21 protein-coding genes are annotated in these 26,468 nt (G+C 50.1%); 7 read left to right on the top strand and 14 right to left on the bottom strand.

What is annotated here, in order from left to right; all coding sequences use genetic code 11:
• Positions 1-3: 3 nt before the first annotated feature.
• The 5 genes from dph2 (at position 4) to AAA857_RS01470 (ending at position 4,640) form a co-directional block, all read left to right on the top strand.
• The gene (dph2, locus tag AAA857_RS01450; RefSeq protein ID WP_338172335.1) at positions 4-1,113 is read left to right on the top strand and encodes a diphthamide biosynthesis enzyme Dph2; all 1,110 of its coding nucleotides are present in this window, start codon (positions 4-6) and stop codon (positions 1,111-1,113) included.
• 91 nt (positions 1,114-1,204) lie between these two features.
• Entirely contained in the window at positions 1,205-2,404 is a 1,200-nt protein-coding gene (locus AAA857_RS01455; RefSeq protein ID WP_338172338.1) for an AAA family ATPase, read from the top strand.
• 73 nt (positions 2,405-2,477) lie between these two features.
• Positions 2,478-2,969, top strand: coding sequence for a S6e family ribosomal protein (locus tag AAA857_RS01460; protein ID WP_338172340.1), 492 nt, complete (start codon positions 2,478-2,480; stop codon positions 2,967-2,969).
• A gap of 38 nt (positions 2,970-3,007) precedes the next feature.
• Positions 3,008-4,246, top strand: coding sequence for a translation initiation factor IF-2 subunit gamma (locus AAA857_RS01465; RefSeq protein WP_338172342.1), 1,239 nt, complete (start codon positions 3,008-3,010; stop codon positions 4,244-4,246).
• 10 nt (positions 4,247-4,256) lie between these two features.
• Positions 4,257-4,640 (top strand): hypothetical protein, encoded by a 384-nt coding sequence (locus AAA857_RS01470; protein ID WP_338172344.1) that lies wholly within the window; start codon positions 4,257-4,259, stop codon positions 4,638-4,640.
• Between the two features lie 6 nt (positions 4,641-4,646).
• Here AAA857_RS01470 and AAA857_RS01475 read toward each other — a convergent pair whose 3' ends face one another.
• Genes AAA857_RS01475 through AAA857_RS01485 form a run of 3 tightly spaced genes read right to left on the bottom strand, consistent with a single transcriptional unit; the run spans position 4,647 to position 7,842 of the window.
• The gene (locus AAA857_RS01475) at positions 4,647-4,946 is read right to left on the bottom strand and encodes a DUF357 domain-containing protein (protein ID WP_338172346.1); all 300 of its coding nucleotides are present in this window, start codon (positions 4,944-4,946) and stop codon (positions 4,647-4,649) included.
• Positions 4,943-5,998, bottom strand: coding sequence for a hypothetical protein (locus AAA857_RS01480; RefSeq protein ID WP_338172348.1), 1,056 nt, complete (start codon positions 5,996-5,998; stop codon positions 4,943-4,945). The genes AAA857_RS01475 and AAA857_RS01480 overlap by 4 nt, the downstream gene beginning before the upstream one ends.
• On the bottom strand, positions 5,995-7,842 hold the full coding sequence (locus tag AAA857_RS01485; RefSeq protein WP_338172350.1) for a hypothetical protein: 1,848 nt from the start codon (positions 7,840-7,842) through the stop codon (positions 5,995-5,997). Before AAA857_RS01485 ends, AAA857_RS01480 begins: the two co-directional genes overlap by 4 nt.
• Positions 7,843-8,080: 238 nt before the next feature.
• Between AAA857_RS01485 and AAA857_RS01490 the strand changes: the two genes are divergently transcribed.
• Positions 8,081-9,379 carry a hydroxymethylglutaryl-CoA reductase, degradative gene (locus AAA857_RS01490; protein ID WP_338172352.1) on the top strand — a complete coding sequence of 433 codons (1,299 nt, stop codon included), beginning with the start codon at positions 8,081-8,083 and terminating at the stop codon, positions 9,377-9,379.
• 2 nt (positions 9,380-9,381) lie between these two features.
• On the opposite strand, the gene AAA857_RS01495 is transcribed toward AAA857_RS01490, so the two are convergent.
• From AAA857_RS01495 to AAA857_RS01510, 4 genes are all read right to left on the bottom strand, one after another.
• Positions 9,382-9,993: an SMC-Scp complex subunit ScpB gene (locus tag AAA857_RS01495; RefSeq protein WP_338172354.1), complete on the bottom strand. Its 612-nt coding sequence runs from the start codon at positions 9,991-9,993 to the stop codon at positions 9,382-9,384.
• 12 nt (positions 9,994-10,005) lie between these two features.
• Positions 10,006-11,193, bottom strand: a complete 1,188-nt coding sequence (locus AAA857_RS01500) for a hypothetical protein (protein WP_338172356.1) — start codon at positions 11,191-11,193, stop codon at positions 10,006-10,008.
• A 9-nt stretch (positions 11,194-11,202) separates the two neighbouring features.
• Positions 11,203-15,105: a chromosome segregation protein SMC gene (smc, locus tag AAA857_RS01505; protein ID WP_338172358.1), complete on the bottom strand. Its 3,903-nt coding sequence runs from the start codon at positions 15,103-15,105 to the stop codon at positions 11,203-11,205.
• 134 nt (positions 15,106-15,239) lie between these two features.
• Positions 15,240-15,998: a hypothetical protein gene (locus AAA857_RS01510; protein WP_338172360.1), complete on the bottom strand. Its 759-nt coding sequence runs from the start codon at positions 15,996-15,998 to the stop codon at positions 15,240-15,242.
• A 123-nt stretch (positions 15,999-16,121) separates the two neighbouring features.
• Here AAA857_RS01510 and nadB point away from each other — a divergent pair, with 123 nt between their 5' ends.
• Positions 16,122-17,759, top strand: a complete 1,638-nt coding sequence (gene nadB / locus AAA857_RS01515; protein WP_338172362.1) for an L-aspartate oxidase — start codon at positions 16,122-16,124, stop codon at positions 17,757-17,759.
• On the opposite strand, the gene AAA857_RS01520 is transcribed toward nadB, so the two are convergent.
• From AAA857_RS01520 to AAA857_RS01550, 7 genes are read right to left on the bottom strand one after another with little or no spacing between them, the layout of a single operon-like run.
• Positions 17,734-18,666 carry a 2-dehydropantoate 2-reductase gene (locus AAA857_RS01520; RefSeq protein ID WP_338172364.1) on the bottom strand — a complete coding sequence of 311 codons (933 nt, stop codon included), beginning with the start codon at positions 18,664-18,666 and terminating at the stop codon, positions 17,734-17,736. The genes nadB and AAA857_RS01520 overlap by 26 nt on opposite strands.
• An 8-nt stretch (positions 18,667-18,674) precedes the next feature.
• On the bottom strand, positions 18,675-21,266 hold the full coding sequence (locus AAA857_RS01525; protein ID WP_338172366.1) for a hypothetical protein: 2,592 nt from the start codon (positions 21,264-21,266) through the stop codon (positions 18,675-18,677).
• Positions 21,267-21,303: 37 nt separating this feature from the next.
• Entirely contained in the window at positions 21,304-21,921 is a 618-nt protein-coding gene (locus tag AAA857_RS01530) for a V-type ATP synthase subunit D (protein ID WP_338171741.1), read from the bottom strand.
• Between the two features lie 34 nt (positions 21,922-21,955).
• The gene (locus tag AAA857_RS01535; RefSeq protein ID WP_338171740.1) at positions 21,956-23,335 is read right to left on the bottom strand and encodes a V-type ATP synthase subunit B; all 1,380 of its coding nucleotides are present in this window, start codon (positions 23,333-23,335) and stop codon (positions 21,956-21,958) included.
• 13 nt (positions 23,336-23,348) lie between these two features.
• The gene (locus tag AAA857_RS01540) at positions 23,349-25,088 is read right to left on the bottom strand and encodes a V-type ATP synthase subunit A (protein WP_338172368.1); all 1,740 of its coding nucleotides are present in this window, start codon (positions 25,086-25,088) and stop codon (positions 23,349-23,351) included.
• A gap of 30 nt (positions 25,089-25,118) precedes the next feature.
• Positions 25,119-25,418, bottom strand: a complete 300-nt coding sequence (locus tag AAA857_RS01545; protein WP_338172370.1) for a V-type ATP synthase subunit F — start codon at positions 25,416-25,418, stop codon at positions 25,119-25,121.
• Between the two features lie 9 nt (positions 25,419-25,427).
• Entirely contained in the window at positions 25,428-26,468 is a 1,041-nt protein-coding gene (locus AAA857_RS01550; protein ID WP_338172372.1) for a V-type ATPase subunit, read from the bottom strand.

Below are 26,468 nucleotides of genomic sequence, written 5' to 3' on the forward strand. Positions count from 1 at the left end.
CACATGGACCTAGACCGCCACGACTTTGAATTGGATGAACTCATGGAGCGCATCCGCACCAATGACAATCGCTTAATTGCACTCCAAGTACCGGAAGGACTCAAGATGCAAGCCCTCGAAATGATGGATACCATTGAAACCGAAACCAGCGCTCAAGTCGTACTCGCAGCAGATCCTTGCTACGGCGCCTGTGACCTCGTCCACGACAAGATGCAACTGATGGGAGTTGAATTGGTTGCGCACATGGGGCATTCTCAGATGAACATCGACTCGGGAATGCCAACACAGTTCATCAACGTCACCTACGACGGCGACCCCGAACTGTCTCCAGTCCTCCCGTGGCTCAATCAACATCGCGCCATGGCCCAAGAACGCATGACTCAGCAATCCAACACGGAAGGCCTTAGCGAAGAAGAAGCACAAGAGCGCTTCATGGATGCAGTCGGACGCATGGCGCCCCTAACCGGTACCAAACTGGGCCTTGTTGGGTCCATCCAACACCTTCACCTCTTACCGGAATACCACGACCGCCTCGAAAAGGCTGGTTTTGACGTCACCATTCCCATCGGTGGCGCCCGTCTTTCGTTCCCCGGCCAAGTCCTCGGTTGCAATTATTCCGGTGATGACCCGAGCATCGGCCATTATTTGTTTCTCGGAAGCGGAGATTTCCACCCGATTGGACTCGTTCTTCACACCGGCAAGCCCCTTGCTATGCTTGACCCGTACACCGGTGATGCAGAAGAGATGTCACTCCAACGCATCGAACGAATTCTTCGCCAACGCTTCGGCCTAATCATGAGCGTGCAAGAAGCACAAACTTTCGGAATTCTCATTGGAGAAAAACCAGGTCAAATGCGACGCACACTCGCACTACGCATGAAGCGAATGCTTGCAAAGCACGGAAAGAAAGGATACCTGCTCGCCTTGGAACATGTTGGCCCGGAATTGATTGATTTCTACCCGGTCGATGCATTTGTGAATACAGCGTGCCCACGAATCGCCATTGATGATGCTGTGAAGTACCGTAAACCATTGATCACGCCTTTTGAGATGGAAGTTGCTCTTGGAGAAAAGAAATGGGAGCTCGGCTACCAATTCGATGAAATCCCTTGATACGAAGCGGATAAAACCTTCTGAATTCCCTCGCTCAGAGGCTGAACAGAACCACATCTTTTAGAACGGTTGACAAGAGCATTCCCATGTTATGAGCGGCTATCTTGACCGAATCGGGGCGGGGTCGATTCTCGCAAGCCCCAGCGTATTGGATTACGACCATTTGCCTGAAGAGCTGGTAGGCCGGGACGATATCAAACAAGAACTCGCCTCGAAATTCACCGCAATCGCATCCCCAGAAGGCGCATCAAGAGCAGTTATTACCGGCCCAGTCGGTTCTGGAAAAACGGTCCTAGCGAAAACATTCTGTCGTGATTTAGTCCGCCATCTAGCAGGAAAAAGAAACATCCAAATTGCTCATGTCAACTGTCGCAATGCTTCAACGAGCATGCGAGTTGCACAACGCATCCTCCACCAGTTGGACCCAGGTCACCCGGACCGTGGCCTCTCGATGGGTGAACTTTTGCTGAGTTTGAGAAAGATGCTGCGTCATTCATCCACCCACCTCGTGGTTGTTCTTGACGAGGTAGATCACATGCTACGCCGCTCAGGAGATGAATTGCTGTACCAACTGCTCAGAATTGACGAGGACCAACAAGGGACAGGAACCCTCTCGCTCATATTGATCAGCCAAGAGCAGGTATTGGACGTTCTAGAGACTGCAGTCCTCTCCAAATTTGGTATTACCAACCATGTTCGAATACCCCCGTATACCCTGGACGGGCTCAAGGCCATTGTCCGGCAACGTGCGGAAGCGGCGTTGGTACCGGGGACATGGAGTGATGCAATCATGACCTTATTGGCTGAAAAAGCAGCACCGAGCGGCGATGCCCGAATGGTAATCGAGCTCCTTAGCAATGCTGTGGAACGATGTGAATACCGTCAAGATGAACACTCTGGGCGTAAAATCAGCATTGAAGACGTCCATGCATTCAACAACAATCTAGCGCTGGACACCTCCGCTCATCTTGAGCAGGTGGACGAACTACCTCCCTCAGTCATGCTTGCGCTCTTGGCCATGTGCAGACGATTGAAGACGCAAGAGACCATGACCATGGGTGATGTTGAGGGGCTCTACGCCGTGGTCTGTGAAGAGTACGAACAAAAGGCAAAGAGTCACACCACGCTGTGGAAATATGTCAAGACCATCGAAGGTGTTGGACTCATTGAATCCCGCGTTGCAACCGTGCCCGGTGGTCGGGGACGTACCACGCATCTGAGCATGCCTCACTACCTCCCTGCTGACCTCGCAAGCCGGCTTGAATTGCTCCTTCCCAAGCGTTTACGATGAAATCGAAGCCAATGCACCATACGATGGGGCTAAATACGGGTCGTTAGTCGGAACATCTCGTAGAGGTGCTCGTATGTCCGGCAAAAACCAATCCGAATTCGTCGCAGTAGTCAATGATACAAACCCCGACAACGGTGGAAAATCGTACTCATTGAAGATTACAGGCAACAACCACGCACAAATTCTAGGAAAGCGAATCGGCGATGTTGTCGACGGAATCTTCGTTGGAGAAGGCGAACAAACACTCTCCGGCTACAAACTCGAGATCACCGGCGGCTCCGACAAAACTGGAACACCCCTTCGTAAGGATTTGGAAGGCGGGTCCCGTCAATCGATCCTCGTCACCCAATCCACCGGTTACAAGGGACAAGTTATCGTTCACAAGAAGAAGGGCGGCGACAAGAAGCGATTCCGTTACAAGCCTGATGGACTACGCCGACGTCGCACCTTCCGCGGGAATACCATTACCCAAGACACCCGTCAAATCAACCTAAAGGTTGTAGAAACCGGCAAGAAGTCGCTCAGCGCAATTCTTTCCACCGAAGCAGAGGAAGCATCGGAGTGAACCCCGAGAGGGACGTCGTAACAACTGGGTGAGGAAGCATGGCAAGAGAGCTTCCCGCACAACCTGAAGTCAACATCGGTCTTGTCGGCCACGTTGACCACGGCAAAACTACCCTAACACAAGCCCTTTCTGGGATTTGGACCGATACACACTCCGAAGAACGAAAGCGCGGTATTTCGATTAAACTCGGCTACGCTGATACTGCGTTTTACAAAGACGACAACGGTCAATATTACGCCACTGGAAAGCGTCCCGATGGTTCGAAAGACGTTGCAGATGAATTGGAACGTGTCGTTTCCTTTGTTGACGCACCTGGTCACGAGACGTTGATGGCCATCATGATTACGGGTGCTTCCATTATGGACGGCGCCATGCTCATGGTCGCAGCCAACGAAACCTGCCCACAACCTCAGACTCGAGAACACCTGATGGCTCTTGAAATCGCTGGAATCGAAAACATCGTGATTGTCCAGAATAAAATTGATCTCGTATCACGGGAACGTGCTCTTGAATCACATCAAGAGATCATGACCTTCCTGAAAGGTACCATCGCCGAATCCGCACCTGTGATTCCCGTATCTGCTCACCACGATGTCAATCTTGACATTCTTATCGACGCAATCGAAGCCACCATCCCAACCCCTGACCGTTCAAGTGACAAGCGCTCAATTATGCATGTAGCGCGCTCTTTTGACATCAATCGCCCTGGAACACGCCCCGGCAAATTGCGTGGCGGCGTCATCGGAGGAAGTATCGTTGAAGGCGAGTTTAAGGAAGGGGACGAAGTGATTATCGGACCTGGACGGAAAATTGAGAACGGTAACAAATCAACATGGGAACCCATTGAAGCAGTTGTGAGCACCATGCAAGGTGGTGGAAAGTCACTTGAATCCATGCATGCAGGTGGGCTGTGTGGAATGGCAACACTTCTCGACCCGTCCATCACCACAGCAGACAACCTCTCCGGTCAAGTTGTTGCCCGAAAGGGAGACCTCCCTGAGGTTCACACTTCGGTAAGCATCAGTGTCAATTTGATGTCCCACATGGTTGCGGGCGATGGGGAAACACCTGAAAAAATTCAACCGTTGCGTAACAACGAGATGCTGATGCTCAACGTTGCTACCGCAACATCGGTCGGTGTGACTCGGAATGCCGAGAAACTTCGAACAAACCTGGACCTAAGACTTCCAATTTGTGCCGATAAGGGACAGCGTATTTCGCTATCACGACGCATTGGCTCACGATGGCGTTTGATTGGCTACGGCACCATAGAATGAGGTCACTGAAATGCAGCAGGTGCTCATTGACGCCTGCGGGTGGGTCGCTTGTGTTGATGCTAAACTCAACATTGAGCGTGAAATGGAACGGCTCATCGGACCATGTCAATGGATCCTCATTCCCGAGGTTCTCACCGAACTAAACGCCCTGGAAGCTGAACGTTCACCTGCAAAACGTCTTCTTCTTTCATTATTAGAGGCAAAATCAGTCTTACAAATCAACGAGAACGAAGAATTACGCCATACCGACGACATACTGTTTCAGATGGCTTGTGAACTTCAATGTGCAACCCTCACGGTCGACACTGGATTAAAACGACGCCTTTATGAAAAGAACTTGACGGTACTCGAGGTCCGCAAGGGCACCAGAATGCACGTCCTTGAATCGCTATAGAGCGAATCACGGGAGGGTGAAAAGTACGTCGTCTCCGTGTCCGTCAAGCCAGCATAATTTAACACCTGCATCGATCCAAGCATGTGCATAATTGATGGCCCCAAAAGCACGAATGAGATCTCCGATTTCAAGGAAATGGCGGGCATCTGATGCATAATCGTCGGCCATTCGCAGCATCGTATTGAGTTTCTGACCTTCAACAGAAGAGGGTTCAACCAAAGGCGTAGCCTTAGCCCTGGCACGTTTGGTAATGTCAAGGTATTTTTCTACCCGGCCCACGGTGATGGTGTCTGGCGATTCCTTCACTCGCCTCCCTCCTTTTGGCGACCCAGCAAACGACGGGCATCTTCAGTCCTACCAAGCGACTCGTAGAGTTCGATAGCCAGTGAGAGTTTACCCAAATCTTCCGCCTCTTGTGCACGCAGGAACAGTTGACGTCGCTCGTCCCAATTCCTTGCAAGGGCGGCTTCAGCTGCCGCCTTATACCGCCCTTGGCGCTCTGCCTCTGACAGGTGTGGAGCCGACCATCTGCGCACAAGACCGTTTCGAGTTGCCGTCGCCATGGCATCCGGCGTACACAAAACCAGCAGATCACCCAGGTCCATATGAAGCCCAAGAGGTTCAGACTCCTGCCCAGAGCCTTCTGAAGGCAAACTGAGAGCGTGTAGATTGCCCTCGATGCTCAGGACCCACCATCCATCTCCACTGCGAACTGCCTCCATAGGCTCAATGGATTCATGCTCAAGGCGTTCAAGTTGATCCCATCCAAATGGATGGGGGACGCCTTCCCAGATGCCCCCGTCCCCACTTTGAAGCAACAGACGACCTTCAACAAGGCGAGAGCACCAACTCCAGGCACGATCTTCCAATTTCCGCTTTCTGTCCTCACCCGTTAACCGGCCGCACCAAAGCGTCCCGCTTGGGTCCTGCCAGAGAAGATGCTCACGGTCAAGCCACCCAACCAGTCTACGAATTGGCCCTGTTTCGACGCGGCGAATTCCTCGTCCTTCTTGGGAAAAGAGATGCAATTGCCCTTGGCGTCCTGCCAGAACCCATCCCCCTCCGGGTCGGTGAGCAAGGTCACTGAAGCCACCAGGTGTGCTACGGCCTTCGTTGACCATGCCCCCTGTAGTGGTATCCATGAGATAGAAACCATGAGCAGCCAACAAACCCAGCATTCCTTGCGACCCTTGTGCTGCATGTACTTTGAACGGAACTTCTACGCTCCACCGTTCTTCGCCGCCCGCCTCCAACATTGTAAGTTGAAGGCCGGCACTCACCAATAAACCACCTTCAAGAGGGGCCATTGCTGCGATTCTTCCTTCGGACTGCCACGACCATGCGATATTCCAACTCATAGTGATGCACTCCTTTGGAAACTTCCCCATGCTTCTAACTGAGCCCTAGCAGATTGAGTAAGGGCATACTTACGATGCCGCCCTTCCTTCCTCGCCTGCAAAATACCACCTCTCAGCAATCGGTTGCAGATTTGAGATAATCGGGCACGCTTAATCGATAAGAAGGTCAACATTTCTTCATCAGAAGGCGAAACATTACGATCGTTTGCTTGTCCAACCACATAGGCCTCTGAACGTGAGAGAGATGAAAGCAAATGTTTGTCCAGTGGATGACTTTCTTTAGGGCCAACAATGTCCCTTCGTTTTGATTCGAAAAAAGCCATGATGCTATCGCTTGAAGTGGAGTTCGTTTGCTTTGGGGACTGGATGGACTCCAGAAGTCTCGCTAAGAGGTTCATGACATCCTGTTCTCCCAGCGCAGATGGTGGGTTTGATTCATTCAACTCAAGTTCAGTTTGGACCTCATCCACCTCAACATTCATTTCTCCGTCACCCACTAAGGCTTCGTCGACAAAACCGACTTCATCATGGATGAGCGCTGCGGATTCGTCCTCGTTGAATTCCTCTGCTAGCTTCACTGGGGGGCTTTCATCTGCAATCCAGTATTCATTTCCCTCATTGGTTTCCACTTTGTGTTGTTGAACGGAATGTGCTTGTTCATGAGCAGATTCTTCCTTGCCTGCAGAAAGACCTCCCTTATTTCTGCGTATAAGGCCGCCGAAATTCCCTGCTGGAGGAGGGAGGTAAGGTGTTTCTTGTGACGCTGATGCATCAATAATCGGCGTATCAAACGGCGTCACATGAAGAGGTTCATCAAGCTCTTGTGCTTCATCAAGAGCACCAATATCCAAATCAAAAAGGCTACCAAATGCGGATTCGTCATCTTCTTCAACCGCTGTGCGCTCATCCCAAGGTATGGATGCATCAATAATCTCAGCGTTCTCCTCCAACGACTGGACTTCAACGGGTTCCTCAACCGTCGGAAGTGATGGTTCAAAGAGAGGCCCCTCTCCATCATGTGGCGTCATCAGTTGATCAAGTGTAGAAGGACCGTCCCTTACCTCTAATCGGGCTGAAGTATCAAACGATTGCTCGGCAACGCCCATATCTCTGCCCATCCTGATCACGTCCACTGCATTCCTCAACTCCTTGATGACTAAGGCTGGATAGCCATCCGTCTGTTCGAGGATGCGAGTTGCATCCTGCATGGTAAAATCAGAATCCATACAACCAACCGATGCAAGGCGCTTTTTGACCAAGGACAAGACATCAGATGGTGTAAAAGGCGAGAGGCGGTGTTCTTCAAACGCCATAGAGAGTTCCTGTGGGAGTTGTTGACGCTGTCGTTGGTCGCACACCAGGATGACGAGAGCATTGAGGCGTTCAAGGACCGTTAGCGTATCTCGCAGGGCAACATTCAGGACAGACATATCGCTTGCAGGGACATCGATAACGATGAGCGGTAATTTTTCACCAAAACCATACATGCCATCAACCAGGCCTTTGACGACCTCATCGCGACGAGATGGAGCCTGAATGCCCATAATTCCTTGATACATCATCTCTAGGAGGCTTTTTGCTGGTGCATTTGCTGAAAGATGGCCAATGTAGGCTGATTCTCCCGAGTAGGGGGTGAGGCACCTTAGAAGTGACGTCCTGCCCGAGCCCAAGGGCCCTACGAGCAAGATTCGCCTTGAAGAGCGAAGGGTCACGTAATTCTTCAGCATGGTGAAGAGCGTATCTCGCCCGACCAATTTTCCGAGCTCCCCCGCCTCCAGCGGGCGCGTTGAAAACGGGTTCTCAGATAACAGAGGCAAGCCGTAAAGATTGCTTTCCTTGACCATGCCTTGGCAACGAACCTCAAGTATATCATCTTTGACGGCAAGAGGGTGCACTACAAGCCCGTTAGGATATGTTAGTTCGCTGACGGAAAAGCATTTGACGCCCCTAATAACGCTCAATTAACGGGCAATTAACGCGTTAGGCTATGCGTTAAAAGCGTTAAAAAAGAACTGGACTGGCACATGCTTCCAACGATTCATTCAAGGAAGAGCGCCCTTAGGAGCAATTGAGGGAAAGGCCATGCCAGTGGAAAACAGTCGGTTCAAAGGGTTCTTTCGCAAGTCTGTAGAAGAGCGTCGCTTAGCGGTAGCAGAAGCAGCCGATCTCGATCCAAAACATGTTGAATCCCTAGCGAATTACGGCGAGTTGAATGAAGAGGCTGCAAACCGCATGATTGAGAATGTTATCGGGACAATGTCCCTTCCAGTGGGAGTGGCTACGAACTTTGTCATCGATGGAGCGCATTACATCATTCCATTTTGCCTAGAAGAGTCGAGTGTCGTTGCCGCAGCATCCAACATGGCCAAACGGTGCCTTGTCAAGGGAGGGTTCCACACCAACAGCGACAAACCGGTCATGATTGGGCAACTTCAAGTTCTCGAAGTAACCGATTTGGAAGGCGCTGAACAGGCGATTGCTGAGGCGAAAAACGACTTGATGGCTTTTTGCAATGACATACCGTCGAGAATGATTGCACTTGGAGGCGGTTGCAAGGACATAGAAACAAGGCAACTTCAAACCCCAATGGGAACCATGCTCATCATCCACCTTTTGGTGGATTGCAGAGACGCCATGGGGGCAAATGCTGTAAACACGATGGCTGAGCGCATTTCTCCTCAAATTGAAGCCCTCACCGGAGGAAGAGTGCACCTGCGAATCCTATCCAATCTGGCAGCACACCGCCTGGCCAGGGTTGAAGCCACATTCACGCCCGAAGAATTGTCAAATGACGGAACAAGAGAAGATGGACTCGACATCATTGAAGGCATCCTAGAAGCGCATGTCTTCGCAGAAGAAGACCCGTTCAGAGCCGCTACGCACAACAAGGGCATCATGAATGCCATAAGCAGTGTTGCTGTTGCCTGTGGGCAAGATTGGAGAGCCATTGAAGCCGGAAGCCACGCTTGGACATCCCTTGAACATGGACGATACACATCAATGTCCACATGGTCCAAAGACGACGAAGGGAATCTGGTAGGGGCAATGGAACTCCCTATGGCCGTCGGTATTGTAGGAGGTGCTTCGAAAGTTCACCCCGTTGCTCAAGCCAATCTTTCAATTCTCGGCGTCGAGAGTGCTCAAGAATTAGCAGGAATCATGGTTTGTGCCGGACTTGCACAGAATTTAGGCGCTTTACGTGCACTTTCAACCAATGGAATTCAAGCAGGTCACATGAAACTCCATTCAAAGAACATGGCTGTTAGCGCTGGAGCGATAGGAGAGGAGATTGAACTCCTCTCTCAACGGATTCAGCAACATGAAGGTGCTCGCACTCAAACCATGGCGGAAGAATGGCTCAACGAACTGCGCCAAGGATGAACTCATTCACTTTCAGACACCGGTAATGATGATTGCACCGTGCCTTCTTCCTCGGTGGTTTCTTTCAAAATTTCCTTGTTTTCCGCGAGTTCATCCAGAAGACCAGAAGACTGGACTTGCTCCCTAAACCAAGCCTTGACCTTCTTGCGATCGGTATGTGGGCACCCAAATGCTTCTGAAAAACGGCGCGTTGTAGAAAGCCTCCTCGTGTTGCCGTCCTTCCTGCGATCAACCATTCCGAGTTGAGCCAATTCCCGAACGTAATCGTAGGCTTTCTGCCCAAGCAATTCCACAAGTCTCGACTGTGGCATGGGTTGATGATAAGCAATAAGGGCGGCTGCCTTCAAGAGTTTTGGAGGCATATCGGTTTTGGTTTCCTTAGGAAGATGTGATGCAATCGATGGCTTGACCTCGAGAGCCCAACGTATACCCACCTCGGCCAATTGAAGGGAAGTCCCTCTCCTTCGCCGCAAGGTAGCTTGGAGCGAATACAAACAATCCAACATCTCGTCTTCATCGTATCCAAGAACCGCTGAAAGTTCGGCCACAGACATCGATTTACCTGAACTGAAAAGTGTTGCTTCAATAAGGGTCTCAATCGGCAATTCTGTCATGTAAGCACCCCCCTACTCAACCAACCAGTCGTGTTCCCCAAGGAAATCATCCTCAACCTTCGGATGGGCTTTTTCCGCTTTAGATTCCAATCTTGCCTGACGCCGAGCAGCTTTCTCTTCTGCAACCCTAGCCCGCTCAGCTATGGCGTTCATTCGATTCTCCGAACCAGTTGATTCCTCTTCAAGGCCGTCTGAATCTTCTTGCATGACCCTCTCAATTTGCTCTAAGACTTCATCAAAAGAGTTCAAATTTGGCCACATATCTTCAACCATGATCATGTTAAGTTCTTCACCTTCTTGTGAGATGCTTGCAATTCTCCTGTGAGTCAAAAACAAACCAGCGATAAAGGATGCAACAAATGCTTCAGAATCGGCGTCCCCAAGCTGCTCCCCGAATGTGGTTTGGAGAATGGGCTTGAGGTGGTGGATGACATCGAGCAAGGGCACCGTGTGCGAGTTTGCCTCTGCACATGCTTTTCTCATAGCCATCCAGCAACGTTCAATGTCGCCCTCAAGGTCCTCGTTGTGCATGCGACCCCCAACATCAGCCAGATACTCCTCAAGTTCCCTCTGATGTTCCAATCGATTGACCTCTCGTACCTTCAAAGCTTCAGCATCATCCGCAGCATCCTTGAACGCTGAAAGCAATTCACCCAATGTGACCGGCCGACCTTCGTCACGACGAACGCGGCCATCGAACAGAGAAGGCAATACCTCGTCAGCATTGCCTTCAAGGACGGATTGTGTGAAGAAATAAGCCTCATCGTCGTACTCAGCCTCCCATCCAAAGGACAGGTCATCGTCCCAATCCTCTTCAACATCCTGGGCCTGAATACGCTCAAACAATGTTGCAGATTGGTGATGAAGTACTTCCCACGAAAGTCGGATCAACCGCCCACAGGCTGGAAGGTCGAGGTCGTCATCTTCCTTGACTCGCTGAGTAAAAACCTTCAGGAAGGCGGACAAATCCACATCCCACGGGTTGAATTCTTCTTCGCGAACCAAGGACATGACCAAGGCCACAGAACGGTCAAACGGGTCATGAAGACTCTGATGTTCGGCTTCTTCAGTTTCAGCAATCAACATAATGCGTTGACTGAACTGTTCTGCATCATCTCGGTCTTCACCCGAAGCAAGCAACTGGTCAATGATGTCCTGCTGGAGGAACCATCGGTCAAGGATTGCTTGTTGCTCCGCCATGACATCACCTCAAACTTCGTCTTCAACTTGAGCAGATACTTCGCCCTGCTCTTCTGCTTCTTCCGCATCCTCTGCAAGAATTTTATGAGCGACTTCCGAACGCTCTGCGATATCTTCAGTCAACTCGGCCGCACGTTCAGCAAGTCCACTCATGGTCGGCTCAACGGCTGGAGCGGGCGCTGCCGCCATGTGTGGGACCAAACCACCAAGACTCTGAGGAACTTCTGGCTCACCTGGAACGAGAGGCATGCCCTCAACCGCCGCTTTTGCATTGAGAAGTCTGGTTTCATTCTTCTTGGCTGCTTTTTGGGCTTCTTTCAAGGCTGCATCGCCCAAAGCCATGGCTCGTTCCCTATCAAAGTCCAAAATACGACGGCTGCATCCATCTCCGCCGTGAGTAATTCCGATGTGGTGGTCAGCAAGTTTCAATGAGACCTTGCGCAGTGTAACCATGATGAATTGTGCCCGTTGACTTCGCTCTCGGCACATCTTTGCGATCCGTTCCGCATTGTACGCATCAAGGTTTTGATCGACTTCATCAAAGTAGTAAAACGGACTTGGATCATAGTCTTGAATTGCGAAAATCAAAGCCAGTGCCGCCATGGATTGTTCACCACCGGAGAGTTGCTGGCGGTTGACCTTAGAGGACTTTCCACGAGGTTGGGCCCACAATTCCAAGCCGCCCTTGAACGGTTCATCCGGATTTTCGAGGAACAATTCGCCGCGTCCACCATCCGACAATGCATGATAGGATTTTTGGAAATTCAAATTGACCTTTTCAAGGACATCCACTAATCGTTCCTTACGTTGAGATTCAAGTTGTTCTGTCACCTCAATCAATTCCTTCCGATGCTTTTGGAGCATTGAAAATTCGTCTTTCATCAAATTTAATCGCTCTTGACAGGCATCATATTGTTCAATGGCCATCATGTTGACGTTTCCAAAGCCTTCAAGGCGGCGTTGGAGGACACGGAGTTTACGCTCCAAGTCCCCAACATTGGCAAGGTCTTGAGGGAGTTCGTTTGGTGAGAGGCCCGCCTCAATGAGTTCTTGCGCCATCAATTGGACTTCATGCTCCCGTTCAGCGATGGTCCGAAGTAATTCTTCAGCCAAACGACGGTGGTTTTGAGCCTTTGTTAGGCGTTCTTCATTCCGAACCCGTAGCGTTGCTCGCTCATCTGTTAATTCTTGACGCTCCTGTTCAAGACCGAGGTTTTCTTCAAGGAAGACCGCTTGTTCGTCCTTCTTTTCCTTGAGTGTAATCAGGTCACTGGCGCGTTCAGCAGAGAGTGTATCGATTCGTTCACTCCGAGAGATTCGGTTTGATTCGAGGCGGTTAATCCTTCCTTTTGACTCGGCAACACGGCGTTGAAGGAGAGTTAGACTGGCTGAACCGCTTGCAAGAGAACCTTCTGCTCGCTCTTTCACACCTGTCGCTTCAACACGCTTGAGTTTTGCAGCGTTCATTCGTTCGCGCAAATGCTCTGGGCTTGCCGCCTCCAGAGCCGCTTGAGCAAGTTGCCCCTCATCCTCCGCAGCAGCATGCTGACGTTGTGCTTCATCCAAAGATTTCAAGGAACCTTGAGCTCTTGTTTGCAGCGAGGCAAGTTTCTCTTCAAGCCCCTTCACAACACCCAATCCTTTGGAGTAAGTAGCCTGCAGTTGCTTTCGCTCTGCCTTCAATTCACGAACTGAGGTTGCGTGACTGTCATCAACAAGGGCATTAATCTGGGTTCTCAGTTCTTGTTGCTTTATTCGAGCTTCGCGCAGAGCCGCTGAGACGGTTTCTGACATCAAACGGTATTTATCGACCTCTGCGATGCATTTTTCCACTTCGCTGGCTCCTTGAATCCGGCCCCCAAAGGTGATGCTGAGTTTTCGTCGTGAACCTCCCACCATGGCGCCACCTGCTTCAGTGAGGTTCCCGCCCAGAGTCACCAAGCGAATTCCACCCATATGGCGCCGTGCGGTGGCCATTGAATCCACCAGAAGCGTATTCCTCAGTACAAATCGAACGGCGATATCGATCCGGGGGTCATAATCCAGCATTTCATGAGCAAAACCAATGACGCCTTCTTTTCGAGCAACCATGACTGATTTTCCAGCGGGTCTTGAATTGGCCAGTTTGTTGAGAGGAAGGAATGTTGCTCGTCCAGAGCGATTTTCGGACAGCCAACGGATGGCGCGTGCTGCATCTTCATCCGTATCGACCACAACCGAGGCCATTCCTGCTCCGATTGCTGTTGCCAAGGCCGTTTCATGAGCATTGTCTTTTGGAGCACACAATTCAGCAATGGTGCCGATGATTCCGGTGAGTTCTCCACGGTCACGCGCTGCGATGACGGCGCTTGCACCTCCAGCAAGACCCTTGGCTCCAGATTTCTCTTCCATTTCGGCCTTGGCTCTCGAAAGACGTCGTTCAGCATCTCTGAATTTGTTTTCGATACGCCCTGTGTCTTCTGTCAACTGTTGCTCGGTACGTTGAGATTGATTCAAAGCTGCTGCGAGTGCTTCCCGGTCATATTCAGGCGCTTCATCTTTGAGTTCTTCCTTTCGGAGGTCACACTCGCCAAGAGCGAGGCGCATTTCTTCTGCTTCATCCTGCGCAGTTGCAAGTTGTTCTCCGATAAGTTGGGCTTCAAGCGCAAGCCTGTCCACATCCGACTGGGCACTGTCCAATGCGGCTTTCTTAGCCCCCGTGTTTTCATTGGCTTTGGACAAGGCTCGTGAAAGGTCAAGGTTCTTTTCTCCTGCGGATTCCAATGCGAGTTTGATAGCATCTTCTTCTTTCTCAGCATCTGCGAGGTCACCCAAGGCAGCAGCCAGGTCCTCATTTGCCGTTTTGAGTTCAGTTTGGAAAGACGATAGTTCGTCCTTCGCCTCGCCCCATTGAGCGTTCATTGCTTCAAATTCAACGGCCTCTTCTGTCTCTTCCCGTTCCGCTTCCGAAATACGGTCGTTGTTCAATTCAATACTGACTTGAAGGTCACGAATAGCACGGCCAAGTTCGGAGGTATCTCCACCGGTCAATGCATTGATTTCTTTTTGTAATTCGGCAATCCTATCATCGAGTTGAAGCAATGTCTTTTCGTTTTCCTTGTGCTCGTCCATGAGCGTTTGGCTTGCAGCAAGCGATTGGTCACGTTGACCGGTATGGAATTCCAATTCGTTTCTCATGCTCGCGTAACGTGATTGCAACAGCAATTCATTTGAACGCTGAATCTCTTCAGTTACTTCCCTTGCTTTTTCCGCTAGAGCCTTCTCTTTTTCCAATGTGGCCAGACGATCGAGTTGTTCTTTTTCCAGGAGACCAATCCGTTCAATGTAACCTTCAACCTTTTCTTGTTGCTTGGTAGCTTTGCGTATCTCATCATCGTACGAGGTCACGCCTGCGACATTATCGAGAACTTTACGACGCTCATTAGCCGTCATTTTTGCCAGACTCGTGACGTCTCCTTGAAGGACGATATTGTATCCATCCGGTCGAGCGTTTGCTGCCCCGAGTAAGCGGTGAAAGGCTTTCTGTGTGCTGTCTTCCCCGTTCAGCAAATAGGACGTTGAAACGTTGTTGGAAGCGGTCAGTCGAACTTTCCGTGACATCCGAATTTCTTCTTTATCGAGGGGGAGGCGACGGCGTCCGTTCCCCATTAGAGGGTTGGCAAACACCAGAGTAACGGCGCATTCTCGGGCTGGTTTGGAATTTTTACCGCCGTTGAAAATGAGGTCTGTAGAGTTTTGAGCACGTATGACCCGGTTCGATTTTGGGCCCAACACAAATTGAATTGCGTCCCCACAATTTGACTTGCCCGAACCGTTTGGCCCGGTGATTGCGGTGAACCCGCGGTCAAGTGGGATGGTTACCTCGCCCTTGAACGATTTGAAATTGGACACTTCAAGTGACTTTAGATACATCCCTATCCCTCTTGGTAAGAAAACAAATCCCTACCTTATTTCTCACACCCGTTGCTTACAGGTTTTAAAGAATACTAAGAAACGAGGCTCAGTGATACGGTTTTCAGGAGGCAAAAAGAATCGCCGAGAGGGTGTCAAAATACGCCCAATTCTTTGCATTTCTTACATCCGCCGCCCTGACAGTAAGGGCAGGTCGCCATCACGAGAAGATTGCTTCTTCTTCGAGACATTGAGAGGTTTTTGTCGTTGCTCAAGAGACGGCTTCGGTCATGACGATCGTGTGTCTTCTGGTCGTGCTTTTCTTTATTTTGGAAGGACCCGCGGAATTTTCCGGCTTTTTCCCTTCGGTTTTCGAGCTTTTCACGCGTCTGAGCCACGGCCTCAGCCTCCCAATACTTCGGCCCTCGCATCAACAATGTACCGGCTACAGCAAATCCGATCTGCACCATCCAGGGCGACACATCCAGAGGGAATAAATCCGCCAATCCTTGTGAATTCGCAGAACTGGGCAGCCATTCAAGACGGTCGAGTATGGCTAAACTGAAGAGCGTACATCCAGTGATGAAGCCCACTTTTCTAACGCGCCGAGCCCAGGCTTTGTTTTGTGGCAGTTCCAAGCGACCGGCGAGGATGATGATGATTCCCTCAACAAGCATGAGAATGTCTGCACCGGACCATTGCCCTTTTTCTCCAAGACAATATGAAGTGCCCATGGCTTCGATTTCCGCCTCTATGGCATCAAAGCCACAACTGGGGTCTGAAAGCATAAAGACGTCCAATTTGGCTTCATCCACTCCGTTGACGGCGAGAGGAGCTACCGCTCCGAATTGGACATTTGCAATTACAAACACCACAATTGCTCCACCAACAATCGTTCCAAGCATCCGGCGCATGAGTCTCCCCTTTACAAAGGAGGCAAGCCCACTTCATAGTGATATCGTGAAGGGAGGGACCGTACGGGCTCCATCACCATCAAGAAGGAGAAGGCTCAGCAACCATCATCACGAGGGCATATCATGGCTCATATCGTCATTGTAGGAAGCGGAATTGCAGGCTTATTTGCTGCCGCAAAACTTGCCGATGCAAATCACAACGTTACGGTGATTACCAAACAAAGGACAAAGGATTCATCCACCAATTGGGCGCAGGGGGGAATCGCTGCAATCCTTGACAAGACCAACCACGATGGAATGGAGGCTCACGTTCAAGATACGCTTCGTTCTGGCGATGGATTGTGCAATGAAGCAGTGGTAAGGTCGATCATCCAAGAAGCGGGGGAACGAATCAGTGACCTCATCGACATAGGAGTACATTTTGAACAACGAAACGACGGAAGTTTTTCACTCGCCAAGGAAGGAGGGCATTCAGAAAGCCGAATCCTGCATGCAAAAGACGCTACGGGGAAGGAGATTGAACGAGCGCTTACCCAATACGCAGAAGGTCATGCGAACATCACTCTCCTGCCCAACACGCTCGCTATTGACCTAATTCAACGCCGACATGGGGTAGATGAACATGGAATTGCAGGCGTATGGTGTTTGGACCAAATTAGCAATGAAGTCCTTACGGTAGAAGCCGACGCAATTATGCTCGCAACCGGAGGAGTAGGGCGCCTATGGAAGGCTACCACAAATCCAACCGTAGCCACAGGCGATGGTCTCGCAATGGCCTATAGAGCAGGTGCATGCGTACAAGACCTCGCCTTCATCCAGTTTCACCCAACCTCTCTTTTCGCCAAATCAAACCGCCCCTTTCTGATGTCGGAGGCACTGCGTGGCGAGGGTGCTGTCCTCCTCGACCATGAAGGATATGAGCAATGGAAGGCTGCATGTGAACGGGCGGAAAAAAGTTCAATCGAGGCTCCAAAACCAAATTCTTACTCGTTCACCCTCAAGCATTCACCGGAGGGGTCAATGGCGACACGTGACATCGTAGCAAGGGCTATTGACCAATGCTTGAAAACGACTGGAAAATCTCATGTTTTTTTAGTCACATCACACCTTGACTCAAAGGCACTGCAGCAACACTTCCCAAACATACAACGCCGATTAACTCAGGAAGGGATCACACTTGGAATGGATCCAATCCCTGTGGTACCCGCTGCTCACTACATGGTTGGCGGGATCAAAGTTGACAACATAGGGCGTGCCTTTGTTCGTGACAGTTTAGAGATCATGCCTCATTTGTACGCTATCGGGGAAGTTGCCTGCACGGGGATGCATGGGGCGAACCGGTTGGCCTCAAACAGTCTTCTTGAAGCGGTAGTTTATGCGCATCGGGCATCTGACCACCTCATCAATAACCCCCCTCCAAAATATCAAGGAAGCCATCCTCAATGGCGAGCAGAAGGATTGGCGAGCCTACGAGAACACGCTCCAATCATGCACGACCGAAACAGTCTGCTGACGACAATGGACCAGGAAGTCGGAATTGTTCGCACCAATCAGCGTTTAGAACGGGCAAGTCGTAGACTGGAATTGTTTCATGACGAGATCGACCTTTTGTGGAGAGAATGCCTCCCATCGCGAGAACTAATTGAATTACGTAATCTCTCCTTGATTGGAACTCTGGTTGTTGAAGATGCATTGTTGCAAACCTCAAACACAGGTTTGCACTTTAATCTGGACCTCAAAAAGGATGACAGGCCTCAATAAGTGATGAGAGCACCTCGTTAAGGGGTACGCTCAACCCGTGTTGCTCTGCCCTGTTGGCTATTTCACGATTAAGGGAAGAAATCTCTGTGACCCTTCCAGCCTTGATGTCTTCAAGCATACTGCATGAATTGCCAGCTGTTGCTTGAAGAACTGTACGTAACAGTTGTTCAAATTCTGCTTCATCCAGAAGATTGACGCGTTCCATTTCTGCAACTTGCTTCGCTTCCCGATACAGCATGAGACAACCATCAAGCACGTTGGACTCCAACAATTCTCCATTTTTCAATCCTGCAAGAGCTGCGAGTGGATTGATGGTGATGTTCAAGAGAACCTTTTCCCAAATCATCTGCATCGCATCGGGGCACAAAACAGGGTCAAGTCCACTTAATTCAAACAATCGCACCAATTCACCCATGGCTTCAGAGGCTGGACCAAGTGGAATGCTTGCTAGACTCACGACTCCTTTTCCAACCCATGTAACTGCTCCACTTTCGTCCCGGTACGCTCCATGCGTTGTCGTAGCAGCGACGGTTCGCTTGGGCCCAATGCATCGACTGAGCGTCTCAACGTGGCCCAATCCATTGGAAAGGGCTAGGACCAATCCGCCTTCCGTTACAAGACGGGAGGCCAAGGTGGCGAGGTGTGCGACTTCATGCGCCTTACAAGCTAGTATGACGAGGTCTGAGCCAAACTCAAACAATTCAGGGAGTTCAAGTTCTTCCGCTGTGAAATGAAAACGGTTTGCTGGAACGATTGCGTTCAAATGTCCCCTTACCTCCAGCCCTTGAAGCATGAGGGACGCCCCTCGTTCCCCACGAACATGGAGATGGATTTCATGGGAAGTTTGGGCCAAACTTGCCGCCATTAGAGCCCCGATTGAACCGACACCCAGTATGGAAATCCTCATGAAAATCACTACTGGTAACTGGCGAGGTGGAGGACAACCGTTCCTGCATCATGTGTAATCCACATCGTCGAGTAAGGTTCTGCGGGTGGAATCAAAGTCAAGTTTGTCTCGCCTGGACCGAGGTGTTGCCCATCCCAATTGTGGTTCCAATCCTCACCAATTCCCCCTTCTCGAGCAATACGGAAGGGCACCGATTCATTGCTCGGATTGTTAAAAGAAAGGTTGCCCATGTTTTCATTCACCATCGTTCCATTCAATGCATAAGCAAATGGAGTCGTCCAAAACCTTGTACTGGTATTCATCCAATCAACCAAAAGTTCTGGTCCTGTTTGAACATTGAATTCAAGTCGCGGATATGGGTTGAAGGGCTCACTGTTGCTGCAAACCGTAACATTCGTTCCGTCGGCCATCAAGAGATTTAGATTTTGACCGCTTTCTACATCCGGTAACGAACCCGATTTGAATACTGAAGAGTCCCAGACCCAAGGACCTTCAAGCGGTCGAGAAGGCGTGCTGATCGTGGGATTGATGGGACAGAACTTCTCGCCTGTTTGGAGTACTCCCCCTTCAATGAGTAATGCGCCCCACCCAGGTTGATCATCAGCCGCCGTTCCAATATCCCAACCCTGTTCAGGGACGATACCTTCCAAGGAACGGCGGTCTCTTGGGAGGAGGGGGTCAAAGGTATCGTTATTCAAGGTCAATTCTGTCATCGAAGGAAGGAACACCAGGGGGTCCAATCCTCTCAAACAGACGGAAGAAGGTACGGAATCATGGCTTGCATTCATTCCCGCTTCTCCTTCAAGTTGAACCAAGGTAGTTTGAAGGGAGGCAACCGTTGAATCCATCACTGAAACATTCAGTTCAGATGATTCTTCAAGAGTTCCATGAAGGTCAACACAGCGTTTGACATGATCTCCAGAAGCCATGTCATACCAATGGTCAGAAGGTGCAACCTCAAGTCCTGGGCGGAGCACGTGGTGCTCCATTGAATAGGCATCGTTGATTCCAACCACATAGGTTAGGTTTGAGACCAAGGGTTGTTCTTGTGAAGACCAGGAATAATTAATCCAAAAAGTAGCAATACGGCCAGGAAGAAGGTCCGATCCGCATCCATTACCGTTGAGTGACAAAGTGTCTTGGTCATCGCAAACCCACTCAGCATTCCAATCGTGGCCGGTCTGTTCAAAGAATACATCGATGGAATAGGGTTTTTGAAGCGAAGAAGGGTTGGTGATCTTTACCGTGTTATAGGAGTACCAAGTTCCGTCATCACCGAGAATTGCAACATTTGGCTCCCCGATTTCAAAGGTGAGTTCATCGTCCCATGCATCGTTTCTCATCACGGGCTGCTGTGCAGGTAAAATGAGGAGAAATGAAATCAACAATAGTGTTCCCATTCGACGGTGATCAGGTTCGCTCAACCCTTCATTCTCGTTCAAAATAAACGGTATCCGAATGTCGTTGCCGAAGAAGAAAAGAAGGGGCAAAAGGAGCCCAAGGACCAAGAACCAAAGTGAGAAGCCTTCAAACACTCCGAAAAGATAAGCAAACATGAGTACCGTCACCAAAAGAAGACTTTGGGTTCCTGAACTCCGTGCATCTATCATTCCCATTCTAGCAATAAGAATCCTTCCTCCGGGGAACGTTGGAATCGGTAGAATCGAGATCCAGGCAAACAATACCAGCATTCCACCAGCGTGCACCCATGGGTGAGCCCAAGCCATACGAACCATGGCATCATCATGAATGAATTGTGTAGCGATGAGGCCGAGGAAACTCGGTGCTGAGGTCAACATTGGCATGGATGACAACTCAAGGTATTGCGGAGTCAAAGCAATGCCCGCAAACAACAGAGCAATCCCTGAAAGCATCAGTACGATCGGAACGGAAAGAGCGGTATGACCCAATGAGGCTCGATTTGGCCATGGCCTTGCGTCCATACGTGGCATTGTAGGAATCAGCAAAATTCCGAACGGCCAAAAAAGCCAACTTGAAGGGAAAATCCCCAGTGCATACAAGGCGATGGTCAAGTCCGGAACCGGCATGATGTGGCCAGAACGCACACCAAATCGGCGCGCTACGCGGCGTTGCACAAGGGTAGCCACAAGGAGGACAGACATGATGGGAAGGGCGTACCCTATCACCGAGTCAACAAAGGAGGATGAGTGGAACCAACCGCCCTCGGGTCGCACGGAATCCATCCAGACATCACCAGCCAAACTGAGCGTGAGGAATGAGAGACACCAGAAGAGCAGCACGCTGTTGATACGGGGGAATTGGCGCTCTGGAAGGGGAAATACAGTGACATTCCAGCCATCATCCGATGTAAGCTTCCCCATCCAGCCAAGCCGTTCAAGATGGGAGTTGGCATCAAGAAGACATTGGTGTATTGAGGTTTCATCAGAGGCGGCAACCTTCCATGAGGGCCATCGACCGCCAGAGTGTCGAAGAATCACAAAATACGAACTCAAGGCGGAGGCCAACAACTCATGCTGGTCCCACGATTTTTTGTGATGCCCCAAGGGATTGGGAGATTCGGGCGACGATTCTTGCTCGTTCATCCTATTCCACCCAACACTCGGTAATGCCCATCCCACATGAATCCCTCGTTGGAGGAACACCGGTTAGAACGGCTCACTTGTTCTTGAATCTCTTCAATCGGAAGGTCTCTTCACGTTCCATTTCTTCGAGACGCAGTTGAATGAATACCTTGGCTTCTTCAAGTTCAGGAATGACCTTGAACTCAAGAGCGTTGACACGGCGCTTTGTTGCTTCAATTTCGGCAAGAAGACGCTTCAGTGTTGCTTCCATTTCGGCAGCGGTCACAATCTTTTCAATCAATTCACTAAAGGAATCGCTGGCTTCATCAATGTAGGGTGAAGAGCCAATGAAACCAATGCCACGTTCCTTGAAGGTGGACTTCAGATTGGTTCCACTAACACTTGGAACGACAACACCCATGATGTTTCGGCGTTCAACCTCAACTTCTGGATGTGCTGAATTAGCGATAGCAGCGGCTCGAACAGCCAAACCACCTTCGATAGCATTAGCAAGATCAATTCGGGTTTTTGCAAGGCGATATGCATTGGTCAAGTCTTTCTTTGCCTCAATCATGACGGAAAGCAGTTGTCTGAACTCGTGGAACAGTCCGTCCCTCTTCATTTTCAACAACTTGTAACCGTTCTTGGTCTGCTTGATTCGAGCCTTCAATTTGATGAGTTCGCTTCGGGTTGGTTTGATGTCCAGTGCCATAGCATTCCCCTCGTGTATCAGTTCTCGCTAGTATTCAAGCCCGGTTGTCAGGATGGTACTTGTCAATCCACTTTTGGTCAAGACGGACGAGGTACTTTGTATCGATTGCAGACATGAGGTCCCAACACAAATCGAGTGTTTCCTCAATTGAACGGTCTTCGTCACGGGTTTGGCGAAGGAACTTGTCCTCAAAGACACCAGAGAATTCAAGCAATTGCTTGTCTCGCTCGTTGAGGGCGTCTTCACCGACAATGGCGACGAGCCCACGAAGTTCACGGCCTTGTGCATATGCAGCGTACATTTGGTCAGATACGGACTTGTGGTCTTCACGGGTTGTCTTCTCACCAATACACGAACCCATCAGTCGGGAGAGAGATGGAAGAACGTTGATCGGCGGATAGATACCCTGTTGGTGCAATTCACGTGAAATAACGATTTGTCCTTCAGTAATGTAACCTGATAGGTCAGGAATCGGGTGAGTGATATCGTCACCAGGCATGGTTAGAATCGGGAATTGGGTGATTGAACCCTTCTTGTTCTTGATAATTCCTGCACGTTCGTAGAGCATAGCCAAGTCGGTGTACATGTAACCCGGATAACCACGGCGTCCTGGAACTTCTTCACGAGCAGCACCAATTTGACGAAGAGCGTCACAGTAGTTGGTCATGTCTGTGTAGATGACCAGAACGTGGTAGTCTTTCTCAAACGCAAGGTATTCTGCAGCAGTCAAAGCAAGTCGAGGGGTAATGATACGCTCAACAGCTGGGTCGTCTGCAAGGTTAACGAACAACACAGCGTTTTCGAGGGCACCCGTTCGCTCCAAGTCAGAACGGAAGAAATTGTATTCTTCAGCGGTGATTCCCATAGCACAGAACACAACAATAAATTCTTCATCGGAGTCCTTGAGTTTTGCTTGACGAGCAATTTGCAGGGCGATGTCATTGTGTGGAAGACCTGATGCCGAGAAAATTGGAAGCTTCTGTCCACGGACAAGGCTGGTACAAAGGTCGATTGCAGAGACACCGGTTTGAATGAAATCGTTTGGGCTCTGTCGGCTGTATGGGTTGATAGCAGCACCGATAATGTCTGCCTTCTCTTCAGCGACAATTTCTGGACCGCCGTCACGAGGTCGTCCAGCCCCATCCAAAATACGCCCAACAAGGTCAGTACTCACTGGGAGTTTGAAGACATCGCCCATGAAGGTGACACCGGATTCACGGTCAATCTTTGCAGTTCCTTCAAACACTTGGACAATCACAAGGTCGTCAGAAGTGTCGAGAACTTGTCCGTTCTTGATGGTACCATTAGAGAGTCGTAGGGTAACGATTTCACCAAAGGCAACAGGTTCAGTTTTGTTCAAAAAGACCAGAGGCCCTTTCACGTCAGTAATGGTTCGGTATTCTTTTCCAGTCATGATATTCCTCTCCTCAGTTTTCCTCCACCGTATCGGCGATTTCGTCGGTCATTTTCTTGACCATGTCAGCAATGACGTCAATGTAACCTTTCTCAAATCGACCTCGCATGAGGTCAGAGCGAGCTGGGACGTTCACAACATCGTTGAGAACTGCTCCACCGGCCATTGCAGACTTTGCTGCATCTTGGAAGGATAGAATGGCTTTAGCCATCTGGTACTGCAGGTGAATGTCACAGTATGCATCAACATCGTGGAATCCATTCTGTTGAAGGAAGTATTCACGAATCATTCGAGCGACTTCAAGGGTTAATTGTTGGTCGGTTGGTAGAGCATCGGATCCAACCAGTTGAACAATTTCCTGCAATTCGGATTCAATTTGCAGCAAACCACTGATCTGAGTTCGGACTTCTGGGAAGTCTTGTGAGATGTTATCACGGAACCATTGGTCAAGGCTTTGCGGGTAGAGAGAGTACGAGTTGAGCCAGTTAATTGCGGGGAAGTGCCGTTGTCGGGCAAGACCTGCATCAAGACCCCAGAACACCTTAACGATACGAAGGGTACCTTGGGATACCGGCTCGGAAATATCTCCACCAGGTGGGGAAACCGCACCAATTACGGTGACAGACCCGTCATCGCCGTTGAGTGTTTCAACACGGCCAGCTCGTTCGTAGAATTCTGCAATTCGGGATGAGAGGTAAGCAGGATATCCTTCTTCTCCGGGCATCTCTTCAAGACGAGAGGAAATCTCACGCATTGCTTCAGCCCATCGTGAGGTAGAATCCGCCATCAAAGCGACGTCGTAGCCCATGTCACGGAAGTATTCAGCAATGGTAATTCCAGTGTAAACAGATGCTTCTCGAGCAGCAACCGGCATGTTCGAGGTGTTTGCGATCATGACGGTTCGCTCCATGAGGGGCTTACCGGTGTTTGGATCAATCAAGTGAGGGAACTCGTCCAACACTTCAGTCATCTCGTTTCCACGCTCACCGCATCCGATGTAGACAACAAGTTGTGCATCGGAATACTTTGCAAGGGATTGCTGAGTCACGGTCTTTCCAGAACCAAACGGTCCGGGGATTCCTGCCGCTCCACCCTTGGCGAGTGGGAACAAGAAGTCCAGAATTCGCATGCCTGTAATCAGCGGAGTTTCTGGTGCGTACTTCTGCTGGAAAGGTCGAGGAGTTCGGACAGGCCACTTTTGCATCATCTGCATTTCAGTGCCGTTGTCAAGTACACAGATGGTTTGTGTAACATTGAAGTCTCCGGATTCAATCGATTTCACAACACCACTAACTGAAGGCGGGACCATGATTTTGTGAACGATGGTTTCAGTTTCTTGGACGTGTCCAATCACTTGCCCTGCAACCACTTCATCGCCAACAGCGACTTGAGGTTCAAAGGTCCAAATCTTTTCGAGGTCAAATGCATCAGCATCAACACCACGGGTGATGAAAACACCCATTTCTTCTTCCAGTGTTGGAAGAGGTCGTTGAATTCCATCGTAAATTTGTGTCAACAAACCTGGTCCAAGAGAGACCGAGAGTGTTTCTTGTGTGTTCAACACAGGTTCTCCAGGACGGATACCGGATGTGTCTTCGTAAACTTGAATCACCGCTTTTTCGCCGTGCAATTCAATCACTTCGCCCATTAGTCCTTCATGCCCGACACGTACAACGTCATACATTGCAGCGTTCATGCCGGTAGCGGTCACGACAGGCCCAGATATTCTGTAAATTACTCCTTCATTGTTCATTTTTTATTCCTCCAGATTTTATTTGGAACTTCACTTCCAAAGATCGACTCCTATAGCCTTGCGAATGGTATCACGCAAGGTGGTGTCTTCCTCCGTACCGATACCAAGAACGGTTGGGGAGACGGACGCCGAAAGCTGGTCACGCAGACGATCGGGCAATGTCGGTAGCATGGTGGAGTCGACGACCATGAGACCAACAGATTTGTTGTTGAGTAAAGAACGAAGGATGGAATGCAAATCTTCCTCTCCTTCGGGATTGTATAGGTTTGACACGCCTGCGAGCTGGAAGCCCAGGGTGAATTCTGGTGAACCGACAACTGCAATCTCCATCATATCACCTCACAAAACGTGTGCTTCAAGCACTTCGGCGCTAAGGCCAGCCAGTCGTCCACGGACGATAAGGCGTAAATCATTGACTTCTTGCACCTTCATTGCAACATAATGAATGATCGGGAGCGCAGATACTGGATGGAGGTAGCTCATCCGTTGCATCATAGCATATTCCCGTGCTTTCATCCAAGTGATGACAGGGTCAAGACTTCGAGTTGATTCCGATTCATTGAGAACAACTTCAAAGGCAGACATATCAAAACGGTCTCCTGCTCGGAGCAAATCCAACATAGCGCCTCTCCCACCGCTAGCGATGGTCGAGAATGAACGCTTTGGAAGCAGGCGCCCGCCAGGAATAAGCAGCGAAACCAATTGGTCGCTGGGAATTCCAACAGCACTTGCTTCAAGGATGTTGACGATGTTTCGATGGTCGATCTCACTGGCAAACAGACGGCTTAGGAAACGAGCAGGTGCGCCTTTGGCCGTTCGCATGGCCTTAACGGCAGTATCGAAGTAATGGCGGTCAAGTGCATCCTCATACGCAGACAGCGACCCATCTTCAGGGACACGGGCTAGGGCAGAGCCGAATGATTTGCGGCGCATCAAGAGCGCTGCTGATTTCAAGTCATCAGAACTTTCGACGACCTTAAGCCATGGCGTGTTGATATCGTTTACTTCAGGGAGGATGCTGTTTCCAACTTCTTCAATTGAGATCTCGTTGTGAACTGCCCTCAATACGGCCTTAGCGTTTTGATACTCAAAGCGAAGGGTATAGATTTCAATCAGCGGGCGAATGGCTCGGTTGCTCATGTCCACAATTTCCTGAAGTTCAACCTCAAGATTGTGAGTTAGGGCGGCTTCTACCAAATCTCCGCCGGTTAGTTTTCCAGCGTAGAGGTCAATTTCCGTACGGTAGCCGAGATCTCCGACCGCAACGGTCAGTTGGTCTACGGATTGATTGATCAATTGTCGTAGACGAGCTCGGTCGGCCAACTTTTGCCGTCGCGACTTAGCACGAGCGGCAATGTAAGGGGTGTTTCCGAGCATCAT

The organism is Candidatus Poseidonia alphae (assembly GCF_943787815.1).
GTDB classification, from domain to species: Archaea; Thermoplasmatota; Poseidoniia; order Poseidoniales; family Poseidoniaceae; genus Poseidonia; species Poseidonia alphae.